The sequence below is a fragment of the Nostoc sp. DedQUE12b genome, assembly GCF_034530835.1.
GTDB lineage: Bacteria > Cyanobacteriota > Cyanobacteriia > Cyanobacteriales > Nostocaceae > Nostoc.
The window spans coordinates 11,767-26,650 of the sequence record NZ_JAVRCI010000008.1 but is presented as its reverse complement, the minus strand read 5'-3'; the positions used below and the strand labels follow the sequence as shown (position 1 = coordinate 26,650).

At 41.5% G+C, this 14,884-nt stretch carries 15 protein-coding genes and 1 pseudogene; 3 read left to right on the top strand and 13 right to left on the bottom strand.

Features of this window, described 5'->3' with window-relative positions:
• Positions 1 to 69 precede the first annotated feature (69 nt).
• From RMY16_RS06140 to RMY16_RS06115, 6 genes are all read right to left on the bottom strand, one after another.
• Positions 70 to 297 (bottom strand): DUF2949 domain-containing protein, encoded by a 228-nt coding sequence (locus RMY16_RS06140; RefSeq protein WP_012410503.1) that lies wholly within the window; start codon positions 295 to 297, stop codon positions 70 to 72.
• A gap of 509 nt (positions 298 to 806) precedes the next feature.
• A complete protein-coding gene (locus tag RMY16_RS06135; RefSeq protein WP_322663368.1) occupies positions 807 to 1,313 on the bottom strand; it encodes a DUF192 domain-containing protein in 507 nt (168 codons plus the stop codon).
• A 152-nt stretch (positions 1,314 to 1,465) separates the two neighbouring features.
• Positions 1,466 to 2,152: a response regulator transcription factor NblR gene (gene nblR / locus RMY16_RS06130; protein WP_099103317.1), complete on the bottom strand. Its 687-nt coding sequence runs from the start codon at positions 2,150 to 2,152 to the stop codon at positions 1,466 to 1,468.
• Between the two features lie 324 nt (positions 2,153 to 2,476).
• Positions 2,477 to 3,394, bottom strand: coding sequence for an NAD(+) kinase (locus RMY16_RS06125; RefSeq protein WP_094352564.1), 918 nt, complete (start codon positions 3,392 to 3,394; stop codon positions 2,477 to 2,479).
• A 129-nt stretch (positions 3,395 to 3,523) separates the two neighbouring features.
• Positions 3,524 to 4,522, bottom strand: a complete 999-nt coding sequence (locus RMY16_RS06120; protein WP_322735602.1) for an SDR family oxidoreductase — start codon at positions 4,520 to 4,522, stop codon at positions 3,524 to 3,526.
• A gap of 242 nt (positions 4,523 to 4,764) precedes the next feature.
• A complete protein-coding gene (locus tag RMY16_RS06115) occupies positions 4,765 to 4,869 on the bottom strand; it encodes a PetM family cytochrome b6-f complex subunit 7 (protein ID WP_094344256.1) in 105 nt (34 codons plus the stop codon).
• Between the two features lie 200 nt (positions 4,870 to 5,069).
• Between RMY16_RS06115 and pdxA the strand changes: the two genes are divergently transcribed.
• Positions 5,070 to 6,164, top strand: a complete 1,095-nt coding sequence (pdxA, locus tag RMY16_RS06110; protein ID WP_322735601.1) for a 4-hydroxythreonine-4-phosphate dehydrogenase PdxA — start codon at positions 5,070 to 5,072, stop codon at positions 6,162 to 6,164.
• 111 nt (positions 6,165 to 6,275) lie between these two features.
• On the opposite strand, the gene RMY16_RS06105 is transcribed toward pdxA, so the two are convergent.
• Positions 6,276 to 6,995 (bottom strand): response regulator transcription factor, encoded by a 720-nt coding sequence (locus RMY16_RS06105; protein ID WP_322735600.1) that lies wholly within the window; start codon positions 6,993 to 6,995, stop codon positions 6,276 to 6,278.
• A gap of 1 nt (position 6,996) precedes the next feature.
• On the opposite strand from RMY16_RS06105, the gene RMY16_RS06100 reads away from it, so the two are divergent.
• Positions 6,997 to 7,173 carry a hypothetical protein gene (locus RMY16_RS06100; protein WP_322735599.1) on the top strand — a complete coding sequence of 59 codons (177 nt, stop codon included), beginning with the start codon at positions 6,997 to 6,999 and terminating at the stop codon, positions 7,171 to 7,173.
• Positions 7,174 to 8,134: 961 nt separating this feature from the next.
• Positions 8,135 to 8,581 (top strand): annotated as a pseudogene (locus RMY16_RS06095) (rhodanese-like domain-containing protein); the annotation flags it as partial.
• A 563-nt stretch (positions 8,582 to 9,144) separates the two neighbouring features.
• On the opposite strand, the gene RMY16_RS06090 reads toward RMY16_RS06095, so the two are convergent.
• From RMY16_RS06090 to trpB, 6 genes are all read right to left on the bottom strand, one after another.
• Positions 9,145 to 9,774: a ribonuclease D gene (locus tag RMY16_RS06090; RefSeq protein ID WP_322735598.1), complete on the bottom strand. Its 630-nt coding sequence runs from the start codon at positions 9,772 to 9,774 to the stop codon at positions 9,145 to 9,147.
• An 89-nt stretch (positions 9,775 to 9,863) separates the two neighbouring features.
• Entirely contained in the window at positions 9,864 to 10,412 is a 549-nt protein-coding gene (locus tag RMY16_RS06085) for a CAP domain-containing protein (RefSeq protein WP_322663354.1), read from the bottom strand.
• A 428-nt stretch (positions 10,413 to 10,840) separates the two neighbouring features.
• Positions 10,841 to 11,371 carry a CAP domain-containing protein gene (locus RMY16_RS06080; protein ID WP_322735597.1) on the bottom strand — a complete coding sequence of 177 codons (531 nt, stop codon included), beginning with the start codon at positions 11,369 to 11,371 and terminating at the stop codon, positions 10,841 to 10,843.
• Positions 11,372 to 11,805: 434 nt separating this feature from the next.
• Complete coding sequence (locus RMY16_RS06075) at positions 11,806 to 12,087, bottom strand: hypothetical protein (protein WP_322735596.1); 282 nt, start codon at positions 12,085 to 12,087, stop codon at positions 11,806 to 11,808.
• Between the two features lie 159 nt (positions 12,088 to 12,246).
• Positions 12,247 to 13,404: a class I SAM-dependent methyltransferase gene (locus RMY16_RS06070; protein ID WP_322735595.1), complete on the bottom strand. Its 1,158-nt coding sequence runs from the start codon at positions 13,402 to 13,404 to the stop codon at positions 12,247 to 12,249.
• Between the two features lie 31 nt (positions 13,405 to 13,435).
• Positions 13,436 to 14,671, bottom strand: a complete 1,236-nt coding sequence (trpB, locus tag RMY16_RS06065) for a tryptophan synthase subunit beta (protein ID WP_322663346.1) — start codon at positions 14,669 to 14,671, stop codon at positions 13,436 to 13,438.
• Positions 14,672 to 14,884: the final 213 nt, after the last annotated feature.

Sequence of the window (14,884 nt, the reverse complement as noted above, 5' to 3'; positions counted from 1 at the left end):
CTGCTAATATGCATTTGGTAGAAACTTTTAAGCCAAAGTCTAAAAACTACAATCCAAAATTGGTATAACCTACGCCGTCTCCAGCCAATCATAAATTTGTTCTAATTGCTCTAGAGTAATCAACCCATATTGCCAAAGAATCATTGCCAAAGGGCCTGGGTCTTGCTCCCGATGCCGAAGCGCCACTGCTAGTGATGCTGTGGAAATTGCCAAATCTTCTTGCAAAAAATGAATCAGTCGAGAATATTTTGATGGTGACATTTGTATCTCACCTCCTTGTGCAGAATGTATTGTCATATATCAGTTCACCATTACTCGGTAGACAGTAGCCAGTATTTCATCTGTCACTGTGCCGTTATCGGCCATACACCCAGCACAGTTTTTGTTAATCTGCCTTTAAGAGAGGCTTCCTATAGATGGTCTGAGAAATAAAATTCTCATACAAATCATCTGCTAGCTTATTAAGCAGTATTTTTACTTAATTAAATTGGCTTCATCTTATTTACTTTTGTGTTTTATTTAATTACACAGGTAGTAATAAAGATTCCATAGCCTATACTCTCTTATTGGCGACTATTTACACTTACGCCCAAGGGAATATTTTTGAGACTAAACCTGAATACTGCGATTTCAGGTTTGAGACAGTAGAATTTTACATTATTACCACAGTTTTTAAATAGTAGCGTTACAAATGCTGTTTGACCACATACAGTGACATTTTTTACAAAAAAAACATATATTTTGACCGTATAGGCTCTCAACCGAGTAATTACCCAAGTTTTTATCCCCGCAAAGTCACTAGAGTTTCAAAACTCAATTTTGAGAATATCGCCCACTTTCAACTTCAATTCGGCAGCTCTTCCAGAACGAAGTTCAATCACCTTATCAATTGGTGTATTGGGGCCATAAGTAGGACAAGGCTCACTTGCACAAGGAGGTGCAGCAACCTGAATATATTTAACTACGCCTTTATGTAGAAATACCATGTCCAAGGGTACAGGTACATTCTTCATCCAGAAACTGACTGGCCGTGCTGAAGAGAATCCAAACAGCATCCCCCGGTCATCTGGCAAAGCTGGTCGATACATCAACCCCATCGCTTGCTGTTGTGGCGTCTGCGCTACCTCTAATTGAATTGTTGTACCATTAGGCACAATAGCTTTAGCAGAAATTGGTAGTTTTTGACCTAAACTCTCTGGTGCTGGAGCTTCAGAGGCAGAGGTGGGGCTAGGAGATTTAGCTGTTGTTGGCACAGAACAACCCATCAGAAAAATACTCAGCACTATCGAGAGCAAACTTAGCCGACGAGTCATATAGCTTTTCGATTTTGTAATTTAGACTTCAATTTTACAGTGTTATAGCCCGAAAAACCCTTTGAGTGGTAGGCAGCAGCACCCAAAGAAAGCATTCCCAATCTGAAACTGGGAACGAGGTAAGGAGATAAGCAAACTCCCGCTACAGTATACTAGGATTCTCTTAAAACGTACCCTACGCCTCGCACTGTTTGAATCAGGCGCTTTTGACCTTCATCTTCGATTTTTAACCGCAAGTAACGGATGTACACTTCAATTACATTTGACTCACCCAAAAAGTCGTAACCCCAAACATTTTCGAGGATTTGTTCGCGGGTTAACACTTCACGGGGATGTTCCATTAAGAATTTTAATAGTTCAAATTCCTTCATTGTCAAGTCAATTGGTCGCCCGTTGTGTATGGCACGGCGAGTTGCTATGTCTAAAATTAAATCCCCAAAGCGTAATTGCTCCGTGGTATCCACATCGGGTTTTAAGTAGAGGCGAATCAACTTCAAAAAGTCTTCTGAGCGGTAAGGTTTGAGGATGTAATCATCCGCTCCAGCTTCTAGACAAGCTACACGATCGTCAACTGTATCCCTTGCCATTAAAATTAATACAGGCGATCGCATACCAGTGCTTCTCATATTTTTGCACAATGAGAGTCCTGATTCTCCTGCTAGCATCCGGTCTAAAACAATTAAAGCAGGTTGGCGATCGCGACAGTGTTGTAAACCACTCGTTGCATCATGAGCCAAAATTGATTCATAACCAGCTTCTTGCAAATCGCAAGAAAGCTGATTTGCAAGGCTCTCATCAGTTTCAATCACCAAAACACAAGGACTTTGAGCAACTGTCATAACAATTTGGGATATTGGATTTGGGATTGTAAAGATATTCTAGAGAAAATCTTTACATCAGTTATAAAGTGCAATTACGAGTTTTTAGTGATGTAGCAATTCTGATTTGACGCGCTGCTAAGGATGTTTTAGCACGTTCAGGTGTCAGCTATCGAATTCTCGGATGCAATCTTAATAACTAACTCCAAATTCAATCTCCATACCAGTAATTCTGGAAGGAAATCAGTAAGTTGGGGAGTAGGGAGTGGGAAGATGAGGGAGAAATCAATTCAAATTCAAAAACTTCTGCCTTCTGCCTTCTGCCTCCTGCCTCCTGCCCAATCCCTATGGCAATTCTACCGAAGTTGGTTTAGCGATATGTGGCAAACCCCAACCTAATTTTTCTCGCAAAATTCGGAAAAACTCAGGCGGTTGCAGGCGAATAAATCGGGCACTATATTGCGATCGCTCCATATATACTCGATCTTCTGGTAAGATATAGCACCCTCCATTACCATCTACTACCATTACCAGTCGAGGAATATTGACTGGGTAGATATTGACCGATTCAGTATCTGGAAATACTAATGCTCTAGAAGCTAGGGAATGGGGACAAATGGGTACTAGCTGTAAAACAGGTACACCAGGAGTTACCACTGGGCCACCAGCACTCAATGAGTAAGCTGTAGAACCAGTAGGCGTGGAAACAATCACACCATCTGCGGCAATGTCTACTGGCGCATGATGCCCTATGGCAATTTCAAAATGGCACATAGAGGTCAAAGGTTCCCGGTGTAGAACCATTTCATTCAAGCATAGGGCTTCCCATAGCACTGAATCATCCCGAAACACTTTGACATTGAGCATTGCTCGTTCTTCAATTTCATACTCACCTGCCATTGCCTGTTCTAGTGCTTGGGGCAATTGATTCAGGAAAGTTTCCGTCAAAAATCCCATGTGGCCGGTATTCACTGTTAGCAGTGGAATACCACAAGGGGCTACTTGACGAGACGCTGCCAGAACAGTGCCGTCTCCCCCTAATACCACTGCAAACTCCATATCTGAATCAAAACCAGGGGGTGTCAGACCGTCAATGGGAGTGTGGCACACAGGACTCTCCGGGTTAGGGTAGCCCAATATCCCACCGATACTCGATGTGATACATACATTCCAACCGGCTGCGGTTAGCTTGTCTTTCAACTCAATAGCGACACGGCCCGCTATCGGTTTAACGTCATTGTAGATAATGCCTGCTTTCGGCACACTCAAATATCCAAGTTTAGGCGATGCTCTGTATTATGTAATCGTTACACATTTTGGTCATGTAGTCATTAATCTAGAGTCAAAGATCCAGAGTCTAGGGTTTTACGACTAATGTCTGTTTCGTAATGACTATTGACTATTAGCTTTTGAAGACTGTTTAAAAGGAGTTTTTTTAGGTTTTTGCTTTTTATTTTTATTTTTCTGGTAGTCTACTTCTTTGAGTTTCTTCATGATTCGGCTGAAGTACTCTTGGAGATAACTTTCTAGGGTTGTGGTTTGTTGCGGATCTAAACCAAACACTGTGTAAACATCATCCATTGAAGCATTTAACTGTTTACCACTAGCCAATACTTCTGTAAAGGCTAGCCTGTCTGCTACGTTCCATCCCCACTGAAAGAATCGCATTATGCCCCGTACAGCACGTAGTAAGTTTATTGGCATCCGCGTTACTCTGGCATCTTTTCCAGATAAGCGTTCGCACAGGTTGATGATTTCTTCTGCACTCCATGCACGAGTACCGACTACAGGAAAAGCTTGGTTTTCCGTTTCTGGTACACTCAATGCTCGGACTGCAAACTTAGCAATGTCCTGAGTGTCCATATAGGCGATGGGAGAAGAATTACCTGTTACCCAAACTGGCTGTCCTTCCAGAATGGGAATCCCATACTGACCAATTAAACCTTGCATAAACCCAGCTAGCCGCAAGATGGTATAATTCAACCCTGACTCAGCCAAGAATAGTTCTGTACATCGCTTAATTTCCATGAGCGGCACTTCTGGGTATTTATCAGCATCTAAAATTGAAAAGAAGATAAAACGCTCGACACCCGCGGCTTTTGCTGCTTGAATCAATGCTACTTTGCCTTCCCAGTCCACTTGTTTGATACTGAGTGAATCTGTAGGGCGAGAGGTTGAGGCATCAATAACTTGGGTTACACCAACTAAAGCTTCCGCTAAAGTGTCGGGGTAACGCAAATTTCCGGGGACGACTTCTGCACCCCATTCTTTGAGAAAAGCTGCTTTTTTACTGCTGCGGACAAGACAGCGTACTTTATATCCCTCATCGATAGCACGACGAGCCACTTGTCTTCCTAAGGTGCCAGTGGCACCGACGATTAATAATGTCATGAGGGTTGTAATAAATTTTAATGTTTTATGAAAAGAATGTTATCAGAATAACCTATGCAAACAAAAGTTTACATCTTTTCTCAGAAAATCAATTTATTTGGATAGACTCATGGGAAAATAGCTGTCCGATTAACGGACAAGCTTTTTTCTCATGTTGATGAAAAGGGAGCAGGGAGTAGGGAATGGGGAGAATAATAACTCTTAACTCCTAACTCAGCACTCAGCACTCAGCACTCAATCAATTATTCTTCTGTGCCTTGAATTTTCAGTAACAACGCGCCCAAGCCCCAGCCTACGAAGATTAAACCGAAAGACAATAGAGCTGCATTCAAAATTTCGCCGCCCATTAGTGTGATTCTCCTTATGCAAATTGGTGTGTAAACTAGGTCTAGCAGAAGCTTTTCAACACTTGCTAGGATTAGACCTGTGTAAACAATTTTAAACTAGTTTAGCAGGTAATCCCTACTTGCTTGGGAGGCAATCCCTAGTATTAAGGAGAGATGGGTAAATTGGAAAATTCTGATAATAATAATTATGAAGAATTTTTATGTATCAAAATAATCAAGGTGGTTTAATAAATTTTGTGAAAGAGAATCGTCCGCGTTTGGCACTGACGCTGGGAGATCCGGCGGGGATTGGGCCGGAGGTGATTTTGAAAGCTTTAGCCGAGCCAGAAATTCGTAAAAAATATGACGTTACAGTAGTGGGTAACGGAGATTTGCTGGCACAGATTTATTACAAACTGAATTTAACTGAGAATTTAGTAGCTTTGGCAAATCCAGATGAGTTGTTAGTCAGCGATGTACAGTTGGATAGAAAAATTAAAGATCAAATTATTTCAGGAATAGGTAATGCAGCCAGTGGTGCGGCTAGTTTTGCGTATATGGAATATGTGATCGCTCAAACACTGGCTGGTAAATTTGATGGTATTGTCACGGGGCCAATCGCTAAATCTGCTTGGAAAGCCGCAGGATATAATTATCCAGGGCAAACGGAACTTTTGGCACAAAAATCAGGTGTTGACCGTTTTGGGATGTTATTTGTAGCGCGATCGCCTCATACTAATTGGACACTCCGCGCCTTACTTGCAACCACACATATTCCCCTACGTCAAGTAGCCGATGTGTTGACACCGCAGTTGTTGACACAAAAACTGGATTTGTTAGTGGAGTGTTTAGAGAAAGATTTTGGTATATATAAGGGGAGAATTGCGATCGCCGGGTTGAATCCTCATAGTGGCGAACAGGGACAACTTGGACATGAAGAACAGGATTGGTTAATTCCCTGGTTGGAGCAAGAGCGACAAAACCGACCACAATTGCAACTAGATGGGCCGATACCGCCAGATACAATGTGGGTTAAACCTGGTCAAGCTTGGTATGGAAATTCTTTAGTACAAAATCCCGCTGATGGCTACTTGGCACTTTACCACGACCAAGGCTTAATTCCTGTGAAGCTGATGGCATTTGATCGGGCAGTTAATACTTCTATAGGTCTTCCTTTCGTTCGCACTTCACCCGACCACGGAACAGCGTTTGATATTGCGGGTAAAGGAATTGCTGATGCTACGAGTATGAAAGCAGCAATACATTTAGCGGCTGAGTTAGTTAGTCAAAGATTGGCTAAAAAAAATAATGAATAGTTTTTAAGTACAGCTTTGCTTAAAATCGTCAAGGCAAGGCCAAATCAGTTCCCAACATGGTTCAAAGTATTTCTTTTTTATCTCAGTGTTGTTTGCACCTCTGTAGTAGTTTTAAAAACTAGTATTATCGTCGGGCGCTTCAAACTTGTAACCATAGCCTCGCACAGTTTTAATAAACTCCGGTATACTGGGGTCGACTTCCATCTTTTTGCGAAGTTGACCAATATGCACATCAACTACGCGGCCATCTCCTATGTAGTCGCAACCCCAGATTTTTTGGATTAGCTGTGGACGACTCCAAGCCTGATTAGGATGACTTGCCAAAAAATGTAAGATATTAAATTCCAGCGCTGTTAAGGCAAGAGTTTTATCGTTAAGTGTTACCTCGCGGGCCTCTGGATTAATTACTAGCTGCTTAAAAACGATACGTTGTGTTGGGGAGGGATTGATGTAGCGTATCCGCCTCAAAAGAGCTTCTACTCTAACTTCAACTTCTGCAAGACTAAATGGTTTAGTCATGAAATCATCAGCACCTGCGCTTAAGATTTTAATTTTATCAGCCTCGTCAGTCCTACTAGTCAGTATTAGCACTAAAACATTAGTACGACTCTGCATTTCTTGGCAAAGGTTATAACCAGTAACATCCGGCAAATTCCAATCTAGAATTACTAAAGCTGGGTTGAATTGCTCAAACAAGGATAAGGCAGTCCTACCATCTGCTGCCGACTCTATTTGATATTTCCGGCTTAAAAAACGATAGACGAGATTTCGGACACCGAAGTCGTCATCAACGATCAGAATTTTGGGAGTAGTAGCAGTAACCATAACCATAATGCTGTCTGTTGTAGATTGGGCGATTTGCTGTTGTGCCAGCTTAACTTTACGTGTTTTTGTTGAGTACCATCGCTACTGTAGTACTTGTGTACATTTGATTTTCCATGAAGCCGATCGCAACCTCAGCCATCATCATGCCGATAAAATTTATAATTATGGCATTATTTTTGCATAATTTTGAATTTGTATTGTATAATTTTAAATTTTTACATTTGGAATAGGTGTAATTAAAAACCATCTCCGTAATCGCAAACAGTCAAAAGACACATCCAGAAGCGACGGCAATTGCTACAAGTTTAAAAGAATAACGCACTCCCTGATTCATTAAGTCTCTATAAAGGCTCACAAACTAACTTATCAGCCAATCTAGATTCTCAACTCCTACTTACTCGACTGTAATATAACCAATAAGTATGATCTCTTGAAGAAGGTCTACGAAAATCTACCCTAGTGCATTTACATGTAGTTGCTCTCTTAAGCATATACTATACTACAAGTTTCAACCTGAGCTATGACAAGCCCAGAACTGAAAGCATCGCCAGAAGGTATATAGGGCGTCGAAACCAGTTTTAACAGACAAAAGCAACAGCAAAAAGAATTGCTCTAGCAATATACTATGATGTCAATAAATTGCTGGGAGCTTGTTTAAATAGTACTGCTGACAGCAGAATTCAGGAGTAAAACACCCTTTATATTTGGGTAACAGATTTAGCTTGTGTACCTCACAAACTTCTAATCTACTGTATATAAATCTACAAGTTTGGCAGGAAATTGAGGAGATATTATTATTAGCGATCGCTGATATTGAAAAGGTATCAATTACTATATTTATAGCTAAATACTTTTAATTTTAAACTAATATTTTTCTCACTTTTTGAGTAATTTAGTAAAATTAAAAATGTTTAAATTATTGAAATAGCTGAAACCAAAACTTAAATATATTCAATTATATTCATTAAAAAAGTTGTTTGTTCATAGTCTCAAATGGCGTTATTTACAATTGATTAATTGGTATAAATTTTCGGATAGCTCCATCTACCATAGGAGATAGTTTGAGAATATTCATACCAGAGAAAGAGCAATTAAATATCTTCAATTCGCTAAATTGCTATTAGTATCGTGAGTAAGGGAAAATTATGGTTAATAATTTAGTAGGCGGCATCATTCCCCCACAACCACCAATAGAATCACAAACTGATGCTCATACCCTCAAGAGTCGTCTGGAATGGGGTGAGCCGGCTTTTACAATCCTTGATGTGCGCGATCGCCAGACCTTCAACGAAGGTCACATTTTGGGAGCAATGCCAATGCCAGCAGATGAATTGGTAGCGCGTGCAGTACCTTCTTTGGATAAGAGCCGTGATATTTACATTTACGGTGCCAACGATCAAGAAACTGCCCAAGCCGCACAACAACTGCGTTCTAATGGATTTGAGCATGTCTCCCAACTCAAAGGTGGTCTTGCCGCATGGAAGGCGATCGGTGGGCCAACAGAAGGAATTATTGAATCAAAAACTCCCCCAGGCGCAGATGACTACAATGTTGTAGATCGGCTAAAAAACCACCAAGAAAATCTGCAAAAGGGCGGTACTAGCGCCACGGAATCTATTAAACAGGGAGCAAGTAACCTTAAGGAAGGCATTCAAGAAGGAGCCAGTAACCTTAAAGAAGGTATTCAAGAGCAAGCAAGCAACCTCAAAGAAGGCATTCAAGAGGGAGCAAGTAACCTCAAAGAAGGCATTCAAGAGGGAGCAAGTAACATCAAGGAAGCTGCTAGTGAATCTAAAACTCCTGGAGACAGCAATGATTCCAATGTTGGCTCTTAGGCAAAAATACAGCAGAATTCAGAATTCAGGAGCGGAGCCGGAGATGCTCCGCCTCCGGTCAGAATCCAGAAGTAAAACAGACTTTATACATACCTGGTTTTGAGACGAATCTTTGTGTACAACACTTTCCTTGAAATCTGCTGTAACTTAGTATGAGGGTTTGTAGTAAGCACTTTAGTGCTTGGAAAATAACGACTTTAGTCCTTACTACGAACTTGCTTACCTATCAATTTCAGCTTGACGTATCACTAGTTGGGATTGACGAACAATAAAAATTTTTTGTCACAATTCCCCACTCCCTACTTCTCATTCCTATTCGATTAGTGTTCAAATATATCCTTGAATTGCAATAAATCTAAGGAAACTATCGTTGGTAGAAACTCAAAACATTCTTGAGCAATTAGCCAACGTTCTTCTCGTTTGAGCATTTGTATTAGCTTCTGCTGCACGCTAAGTAAATAGCGCACATCATTGGCAGCATAACTTAGTTGAGCTTCAGATAAGCTAACGGCGTTACCCCAATCAGAACTTTGAGAGCTTTTATCTAGTTCCACTTGTTCTAACTCTTGCACTACATCTTTGAGTCCGTGGCGATTTGTGTAAGTACGGGCTAATTTACTGGCAATTTTGGTGCAAAAAATTGGCCCTACCTGAATCCCCAGATTGGCTTGCAAAGTGGCCAAGTCAAATCGAGCAAAGTGAAACACTTTTACAACATTGACTGCTTCCAAGAGTTTTTTTAAATTGGGGGCGTCAGCTTGTCCTTTGGCTATACGGATTGCAGTCACTTTCCCTTCTGGATTGCACAGCTGGACGAGACACAAGCGATCGCGCAGCGGCAATAATCCCATCGTTTCTGTATCAACTGCGATCGCTGTAGATTCTAAATACTGGTTAAGGGCTGCGTCACTGAGATCGCGATCGCTTACCTGAAAATCTGGTAATGTCATCAATTGTTAAAAAATAATAGCAGTGTCCAGTAGAAAAAAGTCTTGTCAGACACTACATTATTATTGTGCAAAAAAATCAAAAATTAAATCTACCTAGCCCGAAAAAACAGTTGTGTTAGGTAGACTTCGCCTTGATTATTAGTAGCAACGCCAATTCCAGTCAGGTTGTAATTCCCTTTAAGGTTCTTTAGGTGTCCAGGACTTTTGATCCAGCCACTAACAGCTTCCTCGACGGGGTTGCTATATCCCCGGTTAAAAGCTACATTTTCCGCTGCACTGTTGTAGCGAATAGGGATAGCTTTAACTCGCCCTTCAAATCCCTGATGGCTAAATGGGGTTTTGCCTTTAGCCATATTTTGACTATGAATTCTAGCCTGTCGAGTCAAATTTGTATTTAAAGTCAACTTTGGCAGTCCTTTAGAAACCCGATATCGATTAATTTGGTCAAATACTGATTTTTCTAGCTCAGTAGTTTTAAAAGTAGGAGTCGATATTGCAGCCTGACTAGAAAAAAGCGACAACAGCTTATTACGGGTGGATGTATTCGTAGAAGTATGATTTGGTATCGGAGCAGTCGTTAATCCACTAGCAAGGACAAGCGCACTTAAAGCGATGCCAAAAGCAGTTTGTCGGAACATGGAGAATTGCGTAATGTGTAGAGATATAAGACTTCTACTCTACCTTATTGTTCCGAAGATATATACCACAATACTATTAAGTAATGATGAATTTCGGCAATTTGGCTACATCCTTTACAAGTAACACAAACAATCATGTCCAATTATCACTACTTTAATCGATCGGCTTCATGAAAATCACGGTTAATTTTGCTAATAATTTCAGATTTTCATGAATTATCAAGCAAAAGCTTTACTAACAGGTTAAAGTCTGGGGAATTTGAGAAAAAACCTCAACTTTACCAAATTTAACGCTGTGTGCAATTTTTACTCAAACCTAATCTCCTTGCCTAATAATAAGGAATGGGTAGAATTCAAAGCCTTTCTCTATTTGCAGCAGAGAGCAATGGAAGTGAGGTCAGAATATTAAGTTGCACATCGCGTCAAACCTATGAGCGAATGAATATTTGTGTGAAGTAGATTGCGCCTTGACTGTTTTTGGCGACACCAATCCCCGTCAAATTATAATTACCTCTGATATTGGCAAGATGCCCTGGACTTTTGAGCCAGCCTTGAACAGCCATTGTGGCAGGATCGCTATATCCCTGGTTGTAAGCAACATTTTCAGCACCTCCTCTGTAAGAAACACCGGTTGCATTAAGACGTTGTGAAAATCCATTATGTCCAAAGGGAACAGTACCATTAGCCATGTTCTTACTATGAATCCTGGCTTGATTATCGATGGCAGAATTACGAGTCAGCGCTGGTAGCCCTTGGGAAACTCTGTAGTTATTGATTTGGTTAAAAATTGACTGTTCTATAGCAGCAGTGTCCATGCTATTTGCTGCAACTTGATTAGTGTTATTCGATACATTAGAAGGTACTGGCGTACAAGCTGGATTTGTTCCAGAAGTAGCGATCGCTCCACTACTGAGAGCAATAGTGCCTAAAGCAACGCTGTAAACTATTTGTTTGATCATTTGTTGGTAGTAAAGTTTTAGACAATGTAACCAACGATTATCAATGTGACAAATTGCTTATAGGTCTAAATAGCTTTATTTGTGGGCTTTTTTGCTCAAAAACTCCTATCAAACGTTTAAATACACGATTTGACGCAAAAATACTTCTGTTTAATCAATAGTTATCTTCTACCATTAGTATGATTCTTTTTATCCCAGATTCCGTATTTAGACTGTACTATAGTGTAATTACTAGAATTTTTTAAATTTATCAGTTCTAGATGATGCTTATTCATCTTCATAAATTCAGCTATTTTACTGTACTTAAGTATATTAAATAGCTTTTTTATATCAGAAAAGCAGTAAAAACCGATTGTAATAGTTGAAGATGCAGAATGTCGGATAAAAAATGGCTGGATTTATTCAGCCAAATTTCTACGTAATTTAAACTAGGCTTATTTAAGTGGTTCTAACTCTTCCTGTATCACACGCAACACCCGTGCAATATATTCTGCACGCCACTGTTCCCGTTCCTTGCTTACTTTCACATCCGGCTCGTAAGCTTCAATCTCACTAGTCGATAAAATACCTTTCACCTCTAGCAACCGTTCAATGGTGTCTAGCCGCTCATGCAGGACGGACACCTCACCAGTCAAGGCCATGACGATCGTTAACAATTTATCAGTTTGCGAATTTTCTAAGTAAACAGGTCGTTTACCCTTGGCTATTTTTGTCATCCTGATACCAATTCTCCAAAAATATGACTAGACATACAAAACGAGGAAAGCCAGATAAAATCTGACTTTCTCAATTACGAATTACTTTCTTCGTAGCAGGCCATAGCCGATTACGAACTTGTACTGAGCGTAGCCGAAGTATTACGAAACTTTCTCTGCTTACTTAGTTGCAGCAACGAGAAACCAAGTGCCTTGGGTGGCTGAGTTACGATTTTTAACCAGGCCATTAGTTTCTTTTGCTCTCCATGCCCCATTTGGGACAAATTTCTCGAATGTCTTATCTGCTGAAAAACCAGCCTCAGTAACTAGCGGCACCAAATCTAAATCGCGTACAGCACTCCAAAAGGGTTCGTTGTTGTTAACGGTTTCCCCATCAGACATAAACTGTGTATAAAGATCCATGTGATGATACAGGGGTGCTTCCAGATGAATCATCATGCCACCAGGAGCTAGTAGACGATAAGACTCTTGCATAACTTTACGCACAGATGACGGGGGGATTTCATGTAGCAAAATGTGAGAAACCACTAAGTCAAATGATTCATCGGGGAAGTTAGTATGTTCAGCATTTTGCTGAGAGAAGTGTACCCGTTTTCCCAAGGCTTCGGCTCTTGCATGAGCATAACGCAGGATAGATGCACCTATATCGATGGCATGCACTTCTGCATCTGGGAAACCATCGACATAAGGTAATGTGCTATTGCCAATAGAACATCCCATATCGAGGATTTTTCTCGGTCTAAAGTTGGGAAACTCTGCTAAAAGGTAGTTTTGGACTATAGATAGCCCCATATCATCGTTGAGAGGCCCCAACCAACCTAGCCCATAAACGTAAGCGCCGCGATCATAAGTTGCACCAGCTGCGACATCATCAGCAGTGAATTCACTGTGATATCCTCCGGGCATACAGTGAATGTCTACAGCCTTTTGATAAGCAGGTATTTGAAAATTTGGGTCGAGGGTTAAAGTACCCAGTTCACCACCTTTATCTTTGGCACGCTCAATCAACTCTGGCAGTTGTCTGTCAACGTTGGCATTTACAGCATCCCATAACATTTCCTGGCTGATGCGCTTCAGGGCATTAGTCCAGCGATAATAGGGTTGGTGCTGCATTACTTCCCGAATTTCATAACGATTCTGGGGAGGACGCTGATGTTCTTGTTCAAACTTCGGCTTCGCTAGTTTTTCATAAACTTCCTTATTACCAGGAAGGATATTCCTGAAAATGTGCATTCTCATAGTTTGCACAAAGTTTTGGCGTGCCAACTCGTCATGAGTGGGTTGCGGTAACATTGGGTGTTGGAATTGTTGATCCATTATTGTTTTTTCCCAGATATTTTATGTAGATTTACCCTGGATACAATAACTTGGCTACCGTTTGTACATCTTTGTCACCACGTCCAGAGCAGTTAATTACAATCCGAGGACTGTCGGTTAGTTGAGGACAGAGGGTTTCGAGGTAAGCGATCGCATGGGCTGTTTCCAATGCTGGGATAATCCCCTCCAATTTCGACAATCGCTGGAATGCCGCCAAAGCTTCTGCATCCGTCACACTATAGTATTCAGCGCGACCAGTATCTTTTAAATAGCTATGTTCTGGGCCCACACCGGGATAATCTAACCCCGCACTAATTGAGTGTGCCTCAATGATTTGCCCATCTTCATCTTGCAGTAGGTAGCTCATGGCTCCGTGCAATACACCAATCCGTCCTTTTGTCAAGGTTGCGGCGTGTTTTTCGGTATTGACACCTTCCCCGGCTGCCTCAATCCCAATGAAGCGTATAGAAGACTCATTTATAAACTCATAGAATAGTCCCATCGCATTGGAACCACCACCGACACAAGCCAAGAGAATATCAGGTAATCCACCCCACTTTTCCATTGCTTGGGCGCGGGTTTCTTCGCCGATTACTGCATGGAAATCACGTACCATCATTGGGTAAGGATGAGGCCCTGCTACCGAACCCAGGATGTAGTGAGTAGTTTCCACATTTGTCACCCAATCACGGATTGCTTCCGAAGTAGCATCCTTCAAAGTTCCGGTTCCCGCCTCTACCGGACGCACTTCTGCCCCCATCAGCCGCATTCTAAAAACATTCAAAGCTTGGCGTTCCATGTCCTGAACGCCCATATAAATTACGCATTCCAGCCCAAAACGCGCACAAACTGTGGCTGTAGCAACTCCATGTTGTCCGGCACCCGTTTCAGCAATAATCCGCTGTTTACCCATGCGTTTCGCCAACAATACCTGACCAAGGGCATTATTGATTTTGTGAGCGCCAGTATGATTTAAATCTTCACGTTTTAAGTAAATTTGTGGCCCGGTACCATCGGGTCGGGCATAATGAGCAGTCAGGCGTTCAGCAAAATACAATGGTGTCGCACGTCCTACATAGTCCCGTAACAACTGCTGTAGTTCTGCTTGAAAACCAGGGTCATTGCGATATTGCTGATAAGCTGTTTCTAATTCAGCTAGGGCAGGCATGAGCGTTTCAGGTACATACTTACCGCCAAAGCGTCCGAAGCGGCCTAGCGTATCTGGAACCTGAGCAGTTGAACTTGGAGATAGGGGAGTGGTAGTCACAGGCTGTTTTTGATGACGGGACTGACTTAATTATTATAGAAAAGTCTGAAGCATATCTGGGGAATGGGGAGGAAGTAGGGGGCAGCACTTCGGCTACGCTCTGTTACCGAGGGGCAGAGGAGCAGAGGTGCAGGGGGGCAGAGGGGAATAATAAATAACAATATATTTGCCTTGAAGAGAAAACAGGGCTTATGCAAACTAATAGTTAAAACC

What these genes read in the sequence shown, in the direction of transcription:
- RMY16_RS06140 (WP_012410503.1), bottom strand. Translation starts at nt 297, where the DNA reads ATGACAATACATTCTGCACAAGGAGGTGAGATACAAATGTCACCATCA.
- RMY16_RS06135 (WP_322663368.1), bottom strand. Translation starts at nt 1,313, where the DNA reads ATGACTCGTCGGCTAAGTTTGCTCTCGATAGTGCTGAGTATTTTTCTG.
- nblR (WP_099103317.1), bottom strand. Translation starts at nt 2,152, where the DNA reads ATGACAGTTGCTCAAAGTCCTTGTGTTTTGGTGATTGAAACTGATGAG.
- RMY16_RS06120 (WP_322735602.1), bottom strand. Translation starts at nt 4,522, where the DNA reads ATGACATTATTAATCGTCGGTGCCACTGGCACCTTAGGAAGACAAGTG.
- RMY16_RS06115 (WP_094344256.1), bottom strand. Translation starts at nt 4,869, where the DNA reads ATGGGCGGCGAAATTTTGAATGCAGCTCTATTGTCTTTCGGTTTAATC.
- pdxA (WP_322735601.1), top strand. Translation starts at nt 5,070, where the DNA reads ATGTATCAAAATAATCAAGGTGGTTTAATAAATTTTGTGAAAGAGAAT.
- RMY16_RS06105 (WP_322735600.1), bottom strand. Translation starts at nt 6,995, where the DNA reads ATGGTTATGGTTACTGCTACTACTCCCAAAATTCTGATCGTTGATGAC.
- RMY16_RS06100 (WP_322735599.1), top strand. Translation starts at nt 6,997, where the DNA reads ATGCTGTCTGTTGTAGATTGGGCGATTTGCTGTTGTGCCAGCTTAACT.
- RMY16_RS06090 (WP_322735598.1), bottom strand. Translation starts at nt 9,774, where the DNA reads ATGACATTACCAGATTTTCAGGTAAGCGATCGCGATCTCAGTGACGCA.
- RMY16_RS06085 (WP_322663354.1), bottom strand. Translation starts at nt 10,412, where the DNA reads ATGTTCCGACAAACTGCTTTTGGCATCGCTTTAAGTGCGCTTGTCCTT.
- RMY16_RS06080 (WP_322735597.1), bottom strand. Translation starts at nt 11,371, where the DNA reads ATGATCAAACAAATAGTTTACAGCGTTGCTTTAGGCACTATTGCTCTC.
- RMY16_RS06075 (WP_322735596.1), bottom strand. Translation starts at nt 12,087, where the DNA reads ATGACAAAAATAGCCAAGGGTAAACGACCTGTTTACTTAGAAAATTCG.
- RMY16_RS06070 (WP_322735595.1), bottom strand. Translation starts at nt 13,404, where the DNA reads ATGGATCAACAATTCCAACACCCAATGTTACCGCAACCCACTCATGAC.